The organism is Pararcticibacter amylolyticus, assembly GCF_003130405.1.
GTDB lineage: Bacteria > Bacteroidota > Bacteroidia > Sphingobacteriales > Sphingobacteriaceae > Arcticibacter > Arcticibacter amylolyticus.
Genome location: NZ_QEAS01000001.1, coordinates 386,748 through 405,232 on the forward strand (window position 1 = coordinate 386,748; position 18,485 = coordinate 405,232).

The following is an 18,485-nucleotide window of genomic DNA, read 5'->3' on the forward strand; positions in this document are numbered from 1 at the left end:
TCACAAGCAGCCTGGCAGGGAAGAGCTACGCAGGAGAGAGCCGGAGCCAACCCATAACATTTTGTTTCATAAAGGGAGAAGAAGGTAATCTGCGGAAAAGAGCAGAAACAGCCAAAACGACCTGATTAGTAAGTAAATTTTCCTTCATATAAAGACTATTTAGATTTCAAAATTCACTTCTTAAAAGTGAAAATCAGTTAGTTATTTAAAGATTCAAATAAAACGATTTAGTAAATGCGTGATAGTATCATTTTATCTCAATAGTTCAACAAATTGTCTCAGAGGCACTTTTTAATCGCCGGTTCGAATCCCATTAGACCGCCCTGCTCCTTCAAGATCCGCGATTATCCAGTACCGCTTTCCTGATGAGGATAATACCATTCTCTAACACAATAGAGTCTGGTCTAGCCCTTTGCCCGTTTCAACATCACCGGGGATCGCATTTTTAATATAAACTCACGAACATTAATCACACATTATTTACTACATTTACCACAACGAACATCAATAAATTACTACGTAATCACCTTGTACGCCGGCAATAAACACAACTAGGCAACCCTCAGGAAAGCTGACAGCACTTAAGGTTTTAAATAGGCAGTGAAAGTAAACACCGAATTGATCAAAATATATGGATACCAAGAATCAAGAAAACCAAATTAAACGCCGAGATTTTTTACAAAAAAGCGCAGTACTTGCAACTTCTGCAATGTTTCTCCCCTTTTTGGGTAATAAAGCATACAGTGCTTCAAATTCTATAAAAACCAATAGCTCAATTCCAACCGTTAAACTAAACAACGGTTTACTTATGCCAATTCTTGGCTTTGGCACGTATTCATTGAGAGATGATGTATGTCAACGGTCTGTGGCTGAAGCTATTTCTGTAGGGTATCGTCTTTTCGATACAGCAACCAGATACGGAAACGAAGCATTCGTTGGGGCAGGGATTAAACAAAGCGGTATAAAAAGAGAAGAGCTTTTTATAACTTCAAAAATTTGGGTAGATGATTCTGGGTATGAAAAGGCAAAAATGGCTTTTGAAACCTCTTTAAAAAAACTGGGCACAGATTATTTAGATTTATACCTGATTCATCGGCCAAGAGGAGATTTCAAAGGTTCGTGGAGAATGATGGAAGAGCTTTACAAAGAAGGCAGAATAAAAGCTATCGGAATAAGTAATTTTACCCCAGCTCAATATGACGACTTAATGTCAGTGGCTAAAATTAAACCCGCAGTAAATCAAATTGAGACTCATGCCTTCTTTCATGAGATGGACTCATATAATGATCTGAAGAAAAACGGAGTACAAATGGAAGCTTGGGCACCATTTGCAGAAGGTAGAAACGGACTTTTTACTAATCAAACTTTGGCTGATATTGGGAAAAGACACAATAAAAGCAATGCTCAGGTAAGTTTAAGGTGGCATTACCAACGTGGTGTAGTTGCTATACCCAGAACTGTTCAAAGAGCACACATGATTGAGAATTTAAACATTTTCGACTTTAAGCTTAGTAATTCTGAAATGAAAGCAATTTCAGCTTTGGATCTAAATATCTCACAATTTCCAGAGTGGACATAACACGGGCGCTGTTCTTTTACTTGCCTTATCTTTCTTAAGAAAGAACTGAAACTGAATTATCTTGATATGAAAATAAAATAGCCTCTAAATTATTCATTTAGAGGCTATTTTATTTTTGTTACCCTTAATGTCGGGATGGCAGGATGCATCTCCGACGCTCTAAATCATTGATTTACAATGCCGTTCTTCTTGACTCAGGAATGAGGGTGTGAATTAGGGCATTTTTTGAAAAACTTCTGAATGAACTATTGACGCACTCGCAGCTCTTAATTTGCGTTCGGCGCTTATCAAAAATAAGGATTAAAAAACATAGTAACAAACAGCTATTCTGTAAAATATCTCCCCCTTTGTAACAGAAAACGCGGTTCAGTGGTCACAATAGTAACCAGCGTTCAAGCGGTATTGTAAAAATTCGTAATTTTCACTTTCCTAACTAAGACCCTGTCCTTTAAATGAGTTTGAATATATGTATAACCCGCACTGGCAAGAACGGAGATGAAAAGAAGCACAGATATAGAAGCGAAGCTTCACGAAGTTCTTTCTCTAAGCTATTAAACAGAAGTCGTAGAATTTAAAGAAGCAAAAAACACCTACGACTTTGATAGACTGGGCAAATACTTCTCAACTCTTTGTAACGAGGCTAATCTAAAAAGACAGACTGCAGGCTGGCTTGTGTTGGGCGTTAAGGACAAGAGTATAGTTGGTACTACTTTCAGAAGTAATCCTGTGGGAATGCATAGTCTTAAAGCAGAAATCGCGGATCATACAACTGGACGCTTAAAATCTTACCAATTGGTAAGATTTGCTTAAAACCTTTTTAATACGTACTTTACCAATCCCTCCTAATTCACATGATGAGTCAAAAATTACCACCTGAGGCAGGCAAAATGACTTCGTTTCAGGTATTTCGCGATCAATTAGTTATCGATAAAGCTATTCAGTTAGATATCGAAGGAAAGTACAGTACGCCAGAACAGATTCGGGCGGTGAAGAACGATATTTTCCAGGAGTTGATCAGTAATGAAAAGTTCCACTTTCACTCCAGCAAGTCGGAAATTACTTCTGAGCTGATGTATTCAGATGCCAACCTCTCTTACTTCAAAGTAGGGGTAAAAAGGAACCTGAAAAACATTAGCAAAGGTTTTTCGGAAGACGCAAAAGAAAGCTCCCCCAACATCATTGTCGTTATTAATAACGAGCCGAACGTCCAGAAAATAGCAATACAGACGAATACGAATGCATTCAAGAGCAGTAATATCGTAAGCCATTTCAATGAGGAAACGATTGATCGCAAGCTGAAATCTAAGAAACTGTCCTTTTTCGTTGAACCGATGTTCGACAAGCAGGAGTTCTGGAACATGGTGGAGAAATATCAGAAGCGCATTAAAAAAGTCACTTTCGATTTGATTTCTCCTAATCGGCCTGAAGTTTCTAAGAATCTTACTGTAGATTTGAACCTTAAACAGCTTTACGAAGACACCGGTACGCTAAAAACCGAGTTGGAGTTGGGTACTAATGAAGGCAAGGGAATTTAGCGTAGGGGAACAGTTATTAAAGTCTAATGATTGGGATACTCTGAATGAAGCGTTTAAAGATATTTTGATATAGATAAATGCCCAAAATCTACGATAATATAGAGCAACATCTCTCAAAAGGCCTAAATGAAACACTTGGTGTATCAACTAGAACAGATTTATGTGTTGGATACTTTAACCTGAGAGGATGGACTCAAATTGGCGCTAACATAGATAATCTTTGTGGAGAACCGGTATTGGAGTCATCGGTAGAAGTTCACCGATGCTGCCGACTCTTAGTTGGAATGCAGAAAATGCCCTTAGATATTCTAAAGGAAAGCTTTAATCACGACGAGGATATCATTGACCAGGCTGCAGCTGTAAAACTGAAGCGAAAATTAGCTCTAGAGTTCAAAGAACAGTTAACAATTGGTACTCCTACTTCGGATGACGAAAGAGCCCTTCGGTTATTGAGTAAGCAGATGAAGGAAAAGAAGGTAGTTGTTAAGCTTCATTTGCGGTATCCACTACACGCAAAACTCTATCTATGCTACTTAAAAGATAGAGGCCGGATCGAAGGATATGTAGGTAGCAGTAATTTAACTCTGGCCGGCCTCTCAAAACAAGGAGAGTTAAACGTAGACGTCGAGGAGCAAGATGCGGGAAAAAAACTTGTCAAATGGTTTGAAGACAGATGGCAAGACAGATGGTGTTTTGATATCACCGACGACTTAATAGATATAATAGATAATAGCTGGGCAGCAGATAAATTATACAGCCCTTATCATATCTATCTAAAAATGGCATATCATTTAGCTAGGGAGGCGCGGGCAGGTATAAATGAGTTTAAACTACCTAAGATCTTCGAGAGGGACCTACTAGAATTTCAGCAAAAAGCTGTGTTAGTTGCAGCGCATCATTTACATAAACGAAATGGTGTTATGATTGGCGATGTTGTGGGATTAGGAAAAACCATCACAGCTACAGCCCTGGCTAAAATATTCAATGACGATTTCTTTTTGGAGATTCTCATTATATGCCCGAAGAACTTAGTCGAGATGTGGGAAGACTATGCCCATAGGTATCAATTATCTGCGTTCAAAATAATTCCTCAGAGTCAAGTTCAAACAAAGCTGCCAATTTTGCGGCGTTATAGGCTGGTAATTATTGATGAAAGCCATAATTTAAGAAACGACCAGGGCAGCCGATACAGGGCAATCAAATCATATCTGGAGGAAAATGAAAGTAAGGTCATCTTACTTTCCGCAACACCTTATAACAAATCATACATAGACCTTTCAAGTCAACTGAGGTTATTTATTCCTGACGAACAAGATTTAGGTATTAGTCCAGAGAGATATTTAGAGTCAATTGGTGGCAAGGTTCAGTTCGAAGTGAAGCATTCGAGCTTTGTTCGGAGCATTAAAGCCTTTGAACATAGTCACTTCGCTGATGATTGGCGTGAATTGATGAGGTTGTTTTTGGTAAGAAGAACGCGCAGTTTCATTAAACAAAACTATGCGCAACTGGATGAGGATAAAGGAAGGCGTTACCTAACCTTTTCCGATGGAAGCCGCTCTTACTTCCCGGACAGGATACCCAGAAAAGTTGAATACAAGTTCGACCCGGAAGATCCTAAAGACCAATACGCAAAGCTGTATTCCCAGCAGGTAGTTGCAATAATCAATCAATTGAACGTTCCTCGCTATGGCCTGGGCAACTACTTAGAGGATAAGCCGATTGTTAAAGCAACAAAAGAAGAAGAGAATATTATTACTAATCTAAGCAGAGCCGGCAAGCGGTTAATGGGTTTCTGCCGCACTAATCTCTTCAAAAGATTAGAAAGTAGCGGTTATTCGTTTTTACTATCTCTAAGTAGGCATATTCTTAGGAACTACATCTTTATTTATGCAATTGAAAATAGACTCCCCCTGCCTATTGGCAAAAACGTTTCACATAATCTGGATGAATTTTTAGATGATGAAGATTTTGACAAGATAGACGGGGATGTATTTCTAAATCTAATTTTAAGCGAGGAAGTCTATTTATCCCAAGCGAAAAGAGTTTATAACTTATACTGTTCAGATAAATATAAAAAGAAGTTTGAATGGATTAAATCAGAGTTGTTCACTAAAGCTCTTCAAAAAAAATTAATTGAAGATAGTCGGGCAATTATTGAAATATTAGAACTCGGCAAAGATTGGAATCCCGATGAGGATAAGCAATTGAATGCGCTTTATCATTTGGTGAATCATACCCACAAAGGCGAAAAGGTTCTGATTTTTACCCAATTCGCAGACACAGCACTTTATCTATTCCAGCAATTAAAAAATAGAAATATTGAGCAGATAGATTATGTTACTGGTGATGTAGAAAGCCCTACTGCTGTTGCCCACAGATTTAGCCCGGTAAGCAATAAAAAATCTTTAAAGCCTGGCGAAGAAATCAGAATATTGATTACTACTGACGTTTTAAGTGAGGGGCAAAACCTACAAGATTCACACATAATACTCAACTATGATCTGCCCTGGGCAATTATACGTCTAATACAGCGGGCAGGTAGGGTTGACCGGATTGGGCAAAAAGCGGATAAAATATTCTGTTATTCCTTTCTGCCAGAAGATGGTATTGAACGAATTATTAACTTACGAAGAACCCTAACTAATCGAATTAGAGAGAATGCCGAAGTAGTGGGCTCTGACGAGACTTTTTTCGAAGGCGACCCGGTGAGTATGCACGACTTGTACAATGAAAGCTCGGGCATTTTAGAAGAAAGTGATGACGATACCGAAGTTGACTTGGCCTCATATGCTTACCAGATCTGGAAAAATGCCACTGATGCCGACCCCTCTTTAACTAAAATAATCCCCGACTTACCAAATGTAGTGTATGCAACAAAAGAGAACGGAGAAGCGCCAGAAAAAGAAGGTGTAATAGTTTACAGTCGCACAGTAGAAGATAACGACGTTCTAGCTTGGCTTAACCCCAGAGGGGCTGTAATAACAAATTCTCAATTAGCAATCTTAAAAGCCAGCCAATGTAACGCTCATACTCAACCTCTGTATAAAATTGATAGCCATCATGAATTAGTGGCCAGGGCTATAGAAGTTATACGTGAAGAAGAGAAAACCTCGGGCGGTACACTAGGTAAAAAGGCGGGTGTGAAATACAGGGTTTATATGAGGTTAGATAGATATGTCAAAGAATTTGAGGGCACAATATTCGTGACTGATGGATTGAAAAAAGCAATCGATGATATCTACAAATTTCCACTAAAAGAATTTGCAAAAGACACTTTGAATAGGCAAATGAAATCTGGTATTGATGATAACGAATTAGCATCATTAGTAATATCATTAAGGGAAGATGATAAGCTTTGCCATGTAAATTATGAAGACCAGCCGCTCCGCGAACCTCAAATTATCTGTTCTCTGGGCTTAAAAACATTATCATAAATGAAACTGAATATTGATGCCGCTCGAAACCTGCTGCAGGCCTTCGATTTCAAAACATTATTTAGGGAAGAATTAGGTTGGAATAATCCTGCGTCAAAAGCTAAGCAACCTTTCCAAACTAAACATGGCCTATTTTTTAGAGAAGCTATCGCAGATTTATCCGGTGCAACAGTTTACGAAATCACTAATGACGAAGGCACTATTCCTGATTCATCTATAAGGGCGTTAATTTCCGCTGAAATCCAAAAAATAAGCTTTCACCATATTTTAATCTTTGTTGATAAAAGCAGAAGTCAATCATTCTGGAGATGGTTAAAAAGACAAGATAAAAAAAGCCTGCCTAGGGAACATACTTTCTTTGCGGGGCAAACGGGCGATGCGTTCATTTCAAAAATATCCAGCTTAATGGTGGATTTAAGCGAGATAGAAAACGACATTACCATCACCGATGCGGCGAAAAAGATTCAGGACGCCTTAGACGTAGAGAGAGTAACAAAACAGTTTTTCACCGATTATCAGCAGCAGTTTATTGATTTTTTACCGCTGATAGAAGGGATACCGGATGAAAACGACAAGCGTTGGTATGCATCGGTAATTCTTAACCGGCTAATGTTTATCTATTTCTTGCAGAAAAAAGGGTTCATTGATAACGGTAACCTGGATTACTTATACAAGAAGCTGCTTGAAACTCAGGACAAATACGGTGACGATAAATATTACGATGTTTTCTTAAAAACCTTGTTTTTTGAAGGCTTTGCCAAACCGGATGCCGAACGAAGCCAGTTCGCAAACGAGCTTCTAGGGAAAATCAAATACTTAAACGGCGGTCTTTTCCTCAAACACAAGATAGAAGAAAAATATCCCGGAATAAATATCCCGGATATCGCTTTTATAAACTTGCTAAAAGTCGACGAGCCAAAAGGATTATTTGAACAGTTCAGTTGGAGTTTAGATGATACACCAGGAGGTAAAGACGATGAAATCAATCCGGACGTTTTAGGTTATATTTTCGAAAAATATATTAATCAGAAAGCATTCGGCGCTTACTACACCCGAACCGAAATAACCGAATACCTCTGCGAGCAAACAGTTTATAAGCTGATATTAGATGCGGTAAACGGACCTGAAATCGACGTAGAAACCTTAAAAAAGGCAGGATTAGACAAAGGGGAAAAGGAAAGACGTTTTAACTCCATAGAAGAACTTTTTTTAGGACTTGATGCAAAAATCTGTGCCAAGTTGGTTATGGGCGAAAACGCTGTTTTACCTAGCTTGAGTTTGCTTGACCCTGCCTGCGGTTCGGGTGCCTTTTTGGTTGCGGCTATGAAAACGCTGATAAACGTTTATGCTGCCATAATAGGCCGTATCAGTTTTTTAAACGACCGGAAATTATTAGACTGGCAAAATACTATACAGGAAGATCACCCAAGTATCAACTACTACATTAAGAAACAGATCATCACTAATAATCTGTACGGTGTAGATATTATGGAAGAAGCTACTGAAATAGCCAAACTCCGCTTATTTCTTGCCCTCGTTTCCAGTGCAAACAACGTAGATGATTTAGAACCGCTGCCTAATATTGATTTCAACATCATGAACGGCAATTCACTAATTGGGATGATGCGGGTAGACCCGGATAAATTTAATACGCATTACAACAACCCATCAAAGGCGCCAGCTGGAAAAGTAGTTCGAAAAGGGAATTTGTTTGAACCTGCACTTATACAGGGCAATATGTTTTCCGAAACCTATGCAAAAAGCTACCAGCAATTGATAAACGAAAAGGAAGCAGCCATTACAGCGTATAAAAAAGCACAAGGGCTTGGCTATGAAGGTTTGCAAAGTTTAAGGAACAGCATACAGGAAAGTGAAAAGAAGGCGGCTAAGATTTTAAATAAATTATTGGTTGATGAGTTTCAGAATTTAAGCATCCCCTACAGCGAATGCACTTGGGATGCGGAGAACAAAAAAGAGGGTAAATTAAAAAAACGTCCTATCAAAATAGAAGACATCGAAGCGTTAGAACCTTTCCATTGGGGCTATGAGTTCTCTGACATCTTCAGAAAAAAGGACGGGTTCGATGCCATTATTACTAATCCGCCTTGGGAGACATTTCAACCAAACTCAAAAGAGTTTCTTATGTCCTTTAGTAAAAATGTCTCAAAGAAAAAAATGGACATTAAGGACTTTTTACTGGAATTAAAGTCCTTAATGGAAGACGAAACTGTAAGAAAGCAGTGGCTGAAATACCAAAGTGATTATAACCATGTTAGAGAATATTTCAGAATCTCTCCGGAATACGTTAATCAGGTGCCCATAATAAACGGCAAAAGACATGGGAAAGACGTAAATCTCTATAAATTATTTGTTGAGCAATCATTTAAACTTCTAAAAAAAGGAGGGTATTGTGGCATTGTTATTCCTAGCGGAATTTACAATGATTTGGGGTCAAAGAAACTTAGAGAATTATTATTCGAGAAATCAAAGATAACAGGTGTTTTTGGTTTTGAAAATAGGAAGGAGATTTTTGAAGGGGTCCATCGGATGTTTAAGTTTGTCGTCTTATCCTTTGAAAAGGGAGGTGTAACGACAGAATTTCCTTCCGCCTTTATGCGACATAATGTTGAGGATTTAATATCATTTCCTGAAAGTGGCGCTATTAATTTAAGTGTAGATTTCATTAAAAGGCAATCGCCTGATAGTATGTCTATTATGGAGATAAAGGATGCAACTGATTTTAATATAACCAATAAGCTGTTACAGTTTCCAACTCTGTCAGATGAAACAGCTTTCTGGCATATTATTCTTCATAGAGAATTTAATATGACAGATGATGCCTATCTGTTCAATAAAAAGCAAAGCGCTAAATCATTGCCACTTTATGAAGGAAAAATGATATTTCATTATACTAATCACCTTTCTGAACCAAGATATTGGATAGACATCGAGGAAGGCAGGAAAGCTTTGCTTGGCAGACAAGATGATACTAATCAGATATTAGGTTATGAAAAGTATAGATTAGCCTATCGTTCAATTGCTTCCAACACTAACGAAAGAACTTTAATCAGCACCATTATACCGAAATGTTTTACGGGCAATTCTATTAATGTTTCTGAAAATTTAACCTACCCTGCACAATTGATTTGTACTTCATTTTTAAGTTCTTTTGTTTTAGACTGGTTTTTGAGACAGCAAGTTACTACCAATATCAACATGTTCTACATATACCAATTACCTGTCCCGCGTCTAAGTGAGCGAGATAGTTGGTTCCGGCAGATAGTTGATAGGGCCGCCAAATTAATTTGTACAACAGAAGAATTTGCCGAACTATGGGAAGAAGTAATGCACACACAATGGTCAACTGATATAGTTGCTACCGACAAAGAAGAACGTGATGAATTACGGGCAGAACTAGACGGAATAATAGCTCATATTTATGGTCTAACGGAAGAGGAGTTTACCTACATTCTCTCCACATTTCCAATTGTTCCGGTTGCCCAAAAACAAGCAGCACTGACATGTTATAAGAATTTAGCGCCACAATTTGCCCAAACTTCAGAAGCTCAACAACGTTGCTTGAACCTCATTGAGATTGGCGAAACCAGCAAAGTAGAGTTTAAGAGCACTCTAAGGGTGGATTTAAAGACCAATAGACCCGAGAAATTTATAGAGCACAGCGTACTTAAAACCATCGCCGCTTTTCTCAACTCTGAAGGTGGCGATTTACTGATAGGGATAGAAGACAATAAAAACATATTGGGCTTGGAACCCGATTTCGCTTCTTTCAGCAAAGCCGATAAGTTGGACGAGTTTCAAAAGCATTTCGATAATCTAATCCATAAAAGCCTCGGCAACCGTTTTCAGCGATACCTTGATGTATCTTTCCCTACAGTAGATGGAAAGCTCGTCTGCTTAGTCCATATCAAGGAGAAGTCAACAGAGCCAGTATACCTAACTGATGAAAAAGGACAGGAGATTTTTTACATCAGACGCCAGGCCTCGACTATTGATTTAAAGCCAAGTGAGGCGAATAAATATATTAAGGACCACTGGAAATAATACTTAACCTATGTTATTACACAACACGTATATTCCTCCCGACTTACAATTTTTTAATTCATCTGAAGGTGATGTTTCAATACTCATTGGTGAAAACGGCAGCGGTAAAAGTCAAATGCTGGCTTTTTTAACACGCAGATATTTAGCACAAGGAAAAAAGGTGATTGCTATTTCTAATTCTATCCACGACAAGTTTCCCGACAACGGACGAAACCTTCACCTTTTACGCGATCGAGCTGGAAGACAGAAGGCAAAGAGGTCAATAAAACACGCCTTGCTAAATATTTCGACAGAAGAAATAACCAGATTTAAAAATGCTTCTGAAGCCCTCAGATTTATAGGATATGACCCGGTAATCGGAATTGAAAGAATTGAAATTTCAGAGAGCACTCTTAATGACGCAATCAGCAGTCATCCAACGGAAAGTGCTTTAAATGTGAGGCAGTTAGAAGAACTTAAATCTTTGCTCTTCAAATCTTCTTCTACAATTTCGGAGGAAATCATATGGCTCTCTTTAAGTGAATTTTCATTTTACGAAATAGACAGAATATCGTTTATACAGCTATTGAAGTATGAAACGTTGCTTAAAAAGCTTTCCATAATTAAAGGGATAAATCTGTATTTGCGTAAGGATGGACAAACTATACCGCTTTATGATGCCAGTTCAGGAGAACTAAGTTTCATAAGCTCAATTATATATCTTGCTACCACTATTGATGATAATTCAGCTGTTCTAATTGATGAACCGGAAAACAGCCTTCATCCCTCTTGGCAGAAAGATTATATAAAAATACTCATCCAATTATTTTACTTGTACCAGCCAAAAATCGTGGCGGCAACTCACTCTGCGTTAGTAGTCACAGGTGCAGAAATAGCGAATGAAAGAACTAATGTCTTTGAATGCCGAAACTTCCAATTTATTAAAAAGGCTAAAGAACCTATTAATATAGAGGAAGCATTTTATAGTTACTTCAATGTTGTAACTCCAGAGAATAGATATTTGTCTGATTACATCGTCGATTTACTAAATAAGCTTGCGGAGAAGGAAATCTCTTATAATAGCCTTCTTACAGAATTGAACAAGTGGCAGAATAAATCATTCGATCCAAAGCAAGTTGAGGTATTAGATGGCCTAAGAGAAATAGCTGCAAAAATTAATAACTCTAATGCACAGCCCAATGAATGACGAGACCGTATTGACTCAAGCCGACATTGATGCAATTAAAAACTCTATTGAGAATTGTCGGCAAAATGACACCACCAAGATTTGGGATGAAGAAGAGTTGGCTCCCGTCAAGCAAAAAATAAAAGCCCATTATCGAGGATTATTAGGTGAAAAATGCTGCTATTGCTGTAAGAATACACATGGTGAATTTAAATTGGTACTTGATATTGAACACATACTTCCCAAAGCTCACTATCTGCCATTTGCGCTCTCTCCATTCAATTTAAGTGTTGCCTGTAAAAGGTGTAATATGAATGTGAAAGGAGAAAAAACTTCGTTCTTAAAAGATCCTGCTGCGGCTCATATTACTCCTGAAGACACTGATAACTACAAGATTATACATCCGAATTTTGATAGCTATTTCGATCACCTATGTTACGAAAACACTACAAGGAACGATACCAAGATGATCAAATATACGGTGCAGAACGACAGTGAGAAAGGAAAATTTACCTATCAATTTTTCAGGTTGAAAGAGTTAGAGGTTGATACAGTTAACGCTGCTCAGGGTATCAAAGCAAAGCCAATGAAGTTTTCGGATTTGCTTAAAAAGGAAACAATCGACGAGATAGAGCAGCTGTTAAGTAAGCTAAAAAATAATTAACTGAATCATTGATTTAAAGATGAACTTCAATCACAAAAATCTTTTAGAACTTTTTGACAGTTCGCAGAAAAGTTTCATAATCCCGGTTTATCAACGAGCTTATGCCTGGGAACAACGAGAATGGAAAACTTTTTTAGAAGATATTATCGAACAAGTAGAAGGGGATAATAACTATTTCTTTGGGAACATCCTCCTTGAGACTATCAAAAAAGGGGTGCAATATGAAATAATCGACGGACAACAACGCCTTACTACCCTTACAATATTCATGCGCTCTCTTTTCACTGTTTTGAAGGAGCGGGAAGAAGGAGGAGAGGATTTGCATTTATCCTTAGCAGAGAAGGAAAGAATATTTCTAAAGGATGGTGGGAATAAAAAACTGCGGCCTGTTACTTACGATATGGCTTGCTACGATGCTCTTATTATGGATGGCAAGAAAAGTTTTGAAACCTCTACGGCATCGCAAAAACGCATCAAAGGGGCGAAGGTATATTTTATAAGAGAGCTGCAAGGGAAATCTACTAATACATTGATTAATATATTAGAGAAGTTAGAGAGTACAGAGATCACCAGCATTGAATTGATTGGTAAGAAAGATGCAGCCTTGATGTTTGAATTGCAAAACAACAGGGGAAAGGATTTGACAAATATGGAAAAACTCAAATCTTACTTTATGTATCAAATGTATGTTTATAGCAAGCCGGAAGAAACCGAAACTAATATAGAACATGTTTCTAATATCTTTAAGCTTATCTATCATCTCATCAGTGATATAAGCAGGATTAATGAAGACAGCATTTTAATATACCATTGCAACGCTTACATAAAGGGATATGCTTACAGAACAATCGAAGATATAAAAGAAGTTTTTAGGAAGTCAGGCAATAAGGTAAAGTGGATTATAGATTTTATCGAAGAACTCCATACTTCCTTTTCTAACATAAAGAGAATGGAGCTCTGTAGGGACAAATATTTAAAGCGTCTTTACAAATTGAAGATACCGGTTTTTGTGTATGCTTTTCTAATCAAGGGATATAAGCATTTCGGCAACGACGATATTAAGCTTTCGAAGATGTTTCACATAATGGAAGTGTTAGTATTTAGATACTATCTTATCAACAGCAGAGCAGATATAGTCGCAAGGTTAAATGAGGTTCTACTAGGGTTTGATGGAGATGTTGATGCTTTAAAAACGGCACTAAAAAATAAGCTGAATGAAAGTTGGTATTGGGGGGATACGAAAATGAGAAATACCTTGGATGAATGGATGTATGATAATTCTGTTTTGAATTACCTGCTATGGCGATATGAAGCTTCCATACAAAGAAAAGGATATGTAGTTGGGAGCCTAAAGTTAGAAAACGAACAAATTGAACATATATCTCCTCAAGTTCCGCCTAATCAATTAGTAGCATGTGGTTATGAAGTTGATGAAAAGGGTGAGTATTCGGACGAATTTAAAAGGGATTACCTGAATTGCTTAGGAAACCTTATGCTTATCTCTGGCTCTCATAATGCTTCCATTGGTAATAGGCCATTTAAAGAAAAATTAGAATCCTATAAGGGAAATCCGCTTCTTAATCAACAAGCCGAAATAAAATCTTACATAAGTGGCACAGCAGATGAACCTGTCTGGGATACTGAAGCAATTGATAGGAGACATAAGGTAATACTCAATTTTGCGGCTAAAAAATGGAGTTTTGACAATATTAAGTAGGTTAAATTAAATGCACCACTATTCAATACTAGAACTTCCATTCTCTCAAGACATTGAAACCAAAGCGGTTCTTAAGAAACTGGCTTTGACCCATCAGGCTCTTGCAGAATTAAATGGTGTGGCAGAAACAATTCCGAACGAGGTCATAATTTGAATACGTTGTCTTTACAGGAAGCAAAAGACAGTTCAGCTATAGAAAACATTATAACGACTCACGATGAGCTATACAGTAGTGATAACATTGCACAGCAATTTGCCAGCACGGCGGTGAAAGAAGTTTATAATTATGCAACTGCTTTAAAGGAAGGGTTTGCCACCGTAAGAAGATGAGATGATTCAGAATTTAGCATCTTCACTTCAGCTTATTCTGCCTTTGACATCATTATCAGACACATAACGTTAAACATTTAACAGTTAAATTAATGAATACAGGCCCAGACTTCAAAACAAAGACCAGCCTAAAATTACAGTTTCGACGCAATAACCACATTCTTTTTACGACTGATTTTTCCCAATTGAAGAAGCAATTTTACCTAACGATTCTTTCACGTTTGCTTTCATCGCCCGTTTTTTTATGTCAGCTAGCATCTCGTCTAAACAAAGGATAATACAATCTTTTAAAGGGATAAAATACTCACGACATTTTTCTTCTGTTAAACTATGAATGCCGCTGCTGGCTATGCTGTAGAGCTTAGGATTTTCCGTAAATGTCTCAGGTAAATAGTCTCTTACCAAATTAAACTTGTCCTTGAAGCGCAACTCGTTATATGGCGTCCCTGAATACGTACCCTTCTGGCTTTCGTACGCCTTAAAAGCCTCGACCATAAAGAAATTCTCTATTATTCGTCTCAAATGGGTGAATGATGCGACACCAAAATTATTGCTATATAAAATTACAGCACTGTTAAGATCAGAAAAAGAAGCGCCTAACAATTGCTTGTATTGCTTAAAATCATTCTGCATAATTTCCAATGGAGATGGGCTTTGGCCAATCTTAATCATCTTTTGATCGTCAACTTTCAGAATAAAATGCAATTTATGATCTCTGTCACGGGAACAATAAAAATCCAAAATGTAAACTCCTGTAAGCTTGCGCTCTTTTTTTGTTGCATTGGGTGCATCGAACCCCAAAGACAAGTTTATTTTGTGTTGTCGCCGGTTAGGATCGTCATTTTGACCTTGGAATATGGAATGGGTACCGCATTTTGGGCAAAAACAATCTATTGCTCCATTGAAGAAAAGAATGTCAATTATATCACCATCGAAAGCCGAAACTTCATATTTTTTAAATAAGGGTGCATTTAAGATAAATATTCCGATTTCTGTGTTGTGCATCTCCCTAAATCTTGTAAGTTTTAAAAACACTTATTTTACTCTGTTTGAACCTGAAACGTCAACAAAAACGGCTCATAGTTAATACTAAGTATTGTTGAACAAGCAGTTGAGAAATCCAATACTCTTAATAACAGCCGTCTATCGAAATTTGGCGAAGTCTTCTATACTAAGGATTTCACCGCCGAAAATAACAATATTTGCAAAGAAAGCTATAGCATTCGGATACGGCGGATTGATTTACTCATCACTATCAATCATTAAAATATCAGAGACTTATATGCGCAGACCTCTGATCGAGTCCAAAAAGAAGCGCTTATTACAGTCTCTTTAAATATTAATTGCTTTAAATTATTGTTTAGCTACTTGTATTTGCGGAGAAGTATTTACTAAATCAGCATTTCCAGTATAATTACCAGCTGAAGGCGTCAAGTGATAGTATCTATTAAACGCCTCCTGTCTCACTTTAAAGTAATCCGCCAACTTCCTTATCACTTCTTTAGACAACCCCTTTTTATAGTTCAGTATATCAGAAACATAGCCTTTACTGACACCAAGGATTTCAACCAAATGTTGCGATTTTAAGCCTCGGTCTGCCATAAAAGAACGCAGCAAAGCAATTGGGTCGCTCTCCGTAAACGTATTATGCGCCTCGTCGAACTTCTCGATCAGCAACGTGAGCAGATCAATTTCATCCTGTACCGCTTCATTTTGCTCGCCCTCCAATAACTCCTCTAACTGCATGCAGTAGTGATCGTACTGGCTCTTATCCTTTATAACCGTATATTTTAAAGTTGTCGCTTCCATGTTCAATAAAGATTAACGGTGTACTGTTCTCCCTGTTTACAGATCTTATCATATTCCGCATGCGTGCCCATCCAGCATACGAAGAGGTGAGCCTGCCTTGCACCGAATACATATTTGCAAATCATCCTGTAGTTATTACCACCAATATCAAACACTACCCTGCTGCTGCCTTTACCTAAAAGATCAGCCGTATTATAAGTGTATTTCATATCGCCTGGCTCTTCCCAGTCGGCGAACTTTAGCTTTTCGATCCAATCGTTCAGCGAAGTCCTGCTCCTGGGATGAAGTTGCGCAAAACGCTCTAACGTATTCTTTTTTATCAGATGAACCCTCATCTTTATACAAATTTAAATAAAAGTTCTCAAAAAGAGAACTTCAAAATATTAATACCGATCTCGAGCCTCTTCAGTTATCGATTTGCTTTCTGCCAGGCCTCAGCCATCCGCTTTTTTATTGCCTTGTTCTCTGCGTGTTCATCCATATAAAGCCAGGCATTTACATATTGGTCAGCCCTTTCGTTGTAATCTTTGATCTTCCATACCTCGAGCGCCTTTTGCCCAAGCGAAAAGCAATAACTGGCTGACACGAACAGCAGTCCCCACGGCAGAAGCCTGCCGAAGACGATTTTATAATACTGCCCCTGGTTTGTTTCGGGGAACAACAGTAAGCGATGCTGCTTAACAGTACGCGGTTCTGACTTTAGCTTTTTCAGCTGTTCAATGAGTTGATGGAGTTCAGTCCTCGGATTCTCTTGCTTTAACTCTGCCAACCCCTTATATATCTGATCCAATCGCTCAGTATAATCAGGGATCTTCGTCTCTCCTTGTCTCTTTACTTCCTGCTGCGAAAACCTATTTATTGATATCACTAACTGTTGCAATACATCTTCAATACTTTCCAACTTTTCCTCCGTATTGTTCATATCCGCCGTCCTTTCTTTCTTTTGCGTTTACGTTTTTGCCATCCGGGCAAGATTTCACTATTCTCCGTTTGTTCTGACCTCAATAATTCCGAGAACAAAGAGGGACCATTATCAATTAAGACATCCCTGATAGCATTGACCCTTATATCGGATACCGGCCTCTCCCCTTTACCCACCGACCACTGCTCTTTAGGCAAACTGCGCATATTGCGATCAATCTGCAGACGAATCTTCCCATAGCTCAGACTCCGGTCGATCTCTGAACCCTTTAGTCTGATAGCCCCCTTACTAAAACTGATTCCCTGTACGGATTCGCTTCCACCCAGGTGCTTATAATGGACGTGTATCCCTTGCTGCCGGAGCATCGCCTCCAGATGCGGAAAGCTCTTCGCGAGTCGAACGGCGGCTTGAATAGTGTCATTCATTTCATACTTCGTCCGGTCGGCACCTCTAAGCCGATGCCTGTTTACTGCCGCCTTACCTTCTGACAGGTGATAGCCATACCGCAACGTGATCTCCTTACATACTTTCGCGTTATTTACTTTCTGATAGCGGTCTGTAATCGTTCTTCCGTTATTAGCCACGCGATTATAAATAAGGTGCAGATGAGGGTGTGCCCTGTCTGTATGCTGAATGATCATATACTGCGTATCCTTGATTTTCATCTTTTCCATATACTCCCTCGCGCGTTCAACCATAATAACCGGGCTCAATTTACTTTTGTCTTCAGCACTCCAACTCAGGACGATATGGCCCACTGCCTCGCCCAAACTGGGATTGAGCTTGCGTTGCATATTAAAATCATGGATCATGTCTTTAATACTCGTTTCGCGCACGCCGTACGCCTCTAAAAGGTCCGCTTCCGGCCTTTCCAGATTATAAGCGATACATCCCGCAAAGCTCTTACCTATGATCACCTTCCCTATCATCGCTATTCAACTTTCTAAGTGTGTTATCTATCTCTCCTATTAGGATCCGGCAATTCCGCTGCACGGATAACAAGCCGCTCCTGTGCGCCAGGTGCGTCAGCTGATTGAGGTTGTTTGCCATCCCCGTCAGAACTCGCATATAGCCCGCTTCTTCTGGGCTCAACCTTGAAACAACTCTTGCCTTCTGTGCTGACTTTCGAAAGAAGTCGCTTATTGTGAGCCCGGCATTCTTAGCTTTAGTAGCAATGCTAAACTGCTCCAGATCGGTCAGCCTGATCATATAGATATGGCTTCGCTTGATCTTCTTGGGCGGTCTGCCGCCTTTAGGACGGTTCCCCT

At 38.6% G+C, this 18,485-nt stretch carries 14 protein-coding genes; 8 read left to right on the top strand and 6 right to left on the bottom strand.

The features are described from left to right. Positions 1-631: 631 nt before the first annotated feature. The 8 genes from DDR33_RS01650 to DDR33_RS26570 all read left to right on the top strand — a co-directional run bounded on the left by DDR33_RS01650 (position 632) and on the right by DDR33_RS26570 (position 14,486). Complete coding sequence (locus tag DDR33_RS01650) at positions 632-1,579, top strand: aldo/keto reductase (protein ID WP_109414011.1); 948 nt, start codon at positions 632-634, stop codon at positions 1,577-1,579. A gap of 851 nt (positions 1,580-2,430) precedes the next feature. Next, positions 2,431-3,114, top strand: a complete 684-nt coding sequence (locus DDR33_RS01655) for a hypothetical protein (protein ID WP_158280608.1) — start codon at positions 2,431-2,433, stop codon at positions 3,112-3,114. 77 nt (positions 3,115-3,191) lie between these two features. After that, on the top strand, positions 3,192-6,548 hold the full coding sequence (locus DDR33_RS01660) for a helicase-related protein (RefSeq protein WP_109414013.1): 3,357 nt from the start codon (positions 3,192-3,194) through the stop codon (positions 6,546-6,548). Beyond that, positions 6,549-10,610, top strand: a complete 4,062-nt coding sequence (locus DDR33_RS01665) for an Eco57I restriction-modification methylase domain-containing protein (RefSeq protein ID WP_109414014.1) — start codon at positions 6,549-6,551, stop codon at positions 10,608-10,610. A gap of 10 nt (positions 10,611-10,620) precedes the next feature. Further along, a complete protein-coding gene (locus DDR33_RS01670) occupies positions 10,621-11,796 on the top strand; it encodes an AAA family ATPase (RefSeq protein ID WP_109414015.1) in 1,176 nt (391 codons plus the stop codon). Next, a complete protein-coding gene (locus DDR33_RS01675; protein ID WP_109414016.1) occupies positions 11,789-12,439 on the top strand; it encodes an HNH endonuclease family protein in 651 nt (216 codons plus the stop codon). The genes DDR33_RS01670 and DDR33_RS01675 overlap by 8 nt, the downstream gene beginning before the upstream one ends. 19 nt (positions 12,440-12,458) lie before the next feature. Beyond that, entirely contained in the window at positions 12,459-14,156 is a 1,698-nt protein-coding gene (locus DDR33_RS01680; RefSeq protein ID WP_109414017.1) for a DUF262 domain-containing protein, read from the top strand. A gap of 159 nt (positions 14,157-14,315) precedes the next feature. Continuing rightward, the gene (locus DDR33_RS26570; RefSeq protein ID WP_238387618.1) at positions 14,316-14,486 is read left to right on the top strand and encodes a Fic/DOC family N-terminal domain-containing protein; all 171 of its coding nucleotides are present in this window, start codon (positions 14,316-14,318) and stop codon (positions 14,484-14,486) included. 165 nt (positions 14,487-14,651) lie between these two features. Here DDR33_RS26570 and DDR33_RS01690 read toward each other — a convergent pair whose 3' ends face one another. From DDR33_RS01690 to DDR33_RS01715, 6 genes are all read right to left on the bottom strand, one after another. Next, positions 14,652-15,491, bottom strand: a complete 840-nt coding sequence (locus DDR33_RS01690) for a hypothetical protein (RefSeq protein ID WP_109414018.1) — start codon at positions 15,489-15,491, stop codon at positions 14,652-14,654. Between the two features lie 348 nt (positions 15,492-15,839). Further along, positions 15,840-16,295 (bottom strand): helix-turn-helix domain-containing protein, encoded by a 456-nt coding sequence (locus DDR33_RS01695; RefSeq protein ID WP_109414019.1) that lies wholly within the window; start codon positions 16,293-16,295, stop codon positions 15,840-15,842. 2 nt (positions 16,296-16,297) lie between these two features. Beyond that, the gene (locus DDR33_RS01700) at positions 16,298-16,630 is read right to left on the bottom strand and encodes a type II toxin-antitoxin system HigB family toxin (RefSeq protein WP_109414020.1); all 333 of its coding nucleotides are present in this window, start codon (positions 16,628-16,630) and stop codon (positions 16,298-16,300) included. Positions 16,631-16,704: 74 nt separating this feature from the next. Next, positions 16,705-17,217: a hypothetical protein gene (locus DDR33_RS01705; RefSeq protein WP_109414021.1), complete on the bottom strand. Its 513-nt coding sequence runs from the start codon at positions 17,215-17,217 to the stop codon at positions 16,705-16,707. Further along, positions 17,214-18,146 (bottom strand): relaxase/mobilization nuclease domain-containing protein, encoded by a 933-nt coding sequence (locus DDR33_RS01710; RefSeq protein WP_109414022.1) that lies wholly within the window; start codon positions 18,144-18,146, stop codon positions 17,214-17,216. The genes DDR33_RS01705 and DDR33_RS01710 overlap by 4 nt, the downstream gene beginning before the upstream one ends. Further along, positions 18,121-18,485 (bottom strand): plasmid mobilization protein (locus tag DDR33_RS01715; protein WP_158280609.1); only part of this gene is annotated, 365 nt, incomplete at its 5' end. The genes DDR33_RS01715 and DDR33_RS01710, both read right to left, overlap by 26 nt.

Coding starts and splice junctions, on each gene's coding strand:
- DDR33_RS01665 (WP_109414014.1), top strand. CDS start 6,549: ATGAAACTGAATATTGATGCCGCTCGAAACCTGCTGCAGGCCTTCGAT.
- DDR33_RS01660 (WP_109414013.1), top strand. CDS start 3,192: ATGCCCAAAATCTACGATAATATAGAGCAACATCTCTCAAAAGGCCTA.
- DDR33_RS01690 (WP_109414018.1), bottom strand. CDS start 15,491: ATGCACAACACAGAAATCGGAATATTTATCTTAAATGCACCCTTATTT.
- DDR33_RS01695 (WP_109414019.1), bottom strand. CDS start 16,295: ATGGAAGCGACAACTTTAAAATATACGGTTATAAAGGATAAGAGCCAG.
- DDR33_RS01650 (WP_109414011.1), top strand. CDS start 632: ATGGATACCAAGAATCAAGAAAACCAAATTAAACGCCGAGATTTTTTA.
- DDR33_RS01675 (WP_109414016.1), top strand. CDS start 11,789: ATGAATGACGAGACCGTATTGACTCAAGCCGACATTGATGCAATTAAA.
- DDR33_RS01680 (WP_109414017.1), top strand. CDS start 12,459: ATGAACTTCAATCACAAAAATCTTTTAGAACTTTTTGACAGTTCGCAG.
- DDR33_RS01710 (WP_109414022.1), bottom strand. CDS start 18,146: ATGATAGGGAAGGTGATCATAGGTAAGAGCTTTGCGGGATGTATCGCT.
- DDR33_RS01705 (WP_109414021.1), bottom strand. CDS start 17,217: ATGAACAATACGGAGGAAAAGTTGGAAAGTATTGAAGATGTATTGCAA.
- DDR33_RS01700 (WP_109414020.1), bottom strand. CDS start 16,630: ATGAGGGTTCATCTGATAAAAAAGAATACGTTAGAGCGTTTTGCGCAA.
- DDR33_RS01670 (WP_109414015.1), top strand. CDS start 10,621: ATGTTATTACACAACACGTATATTCCTCCCGACTTACAATTTTTTAAT.
- DDR33_RS01655 (WP_158280608.1), top strand. CDS start 2,431: ATGATGAGTCAAAAATTACCACCTGAGGCAGGCAAAATGACTTCGTTT.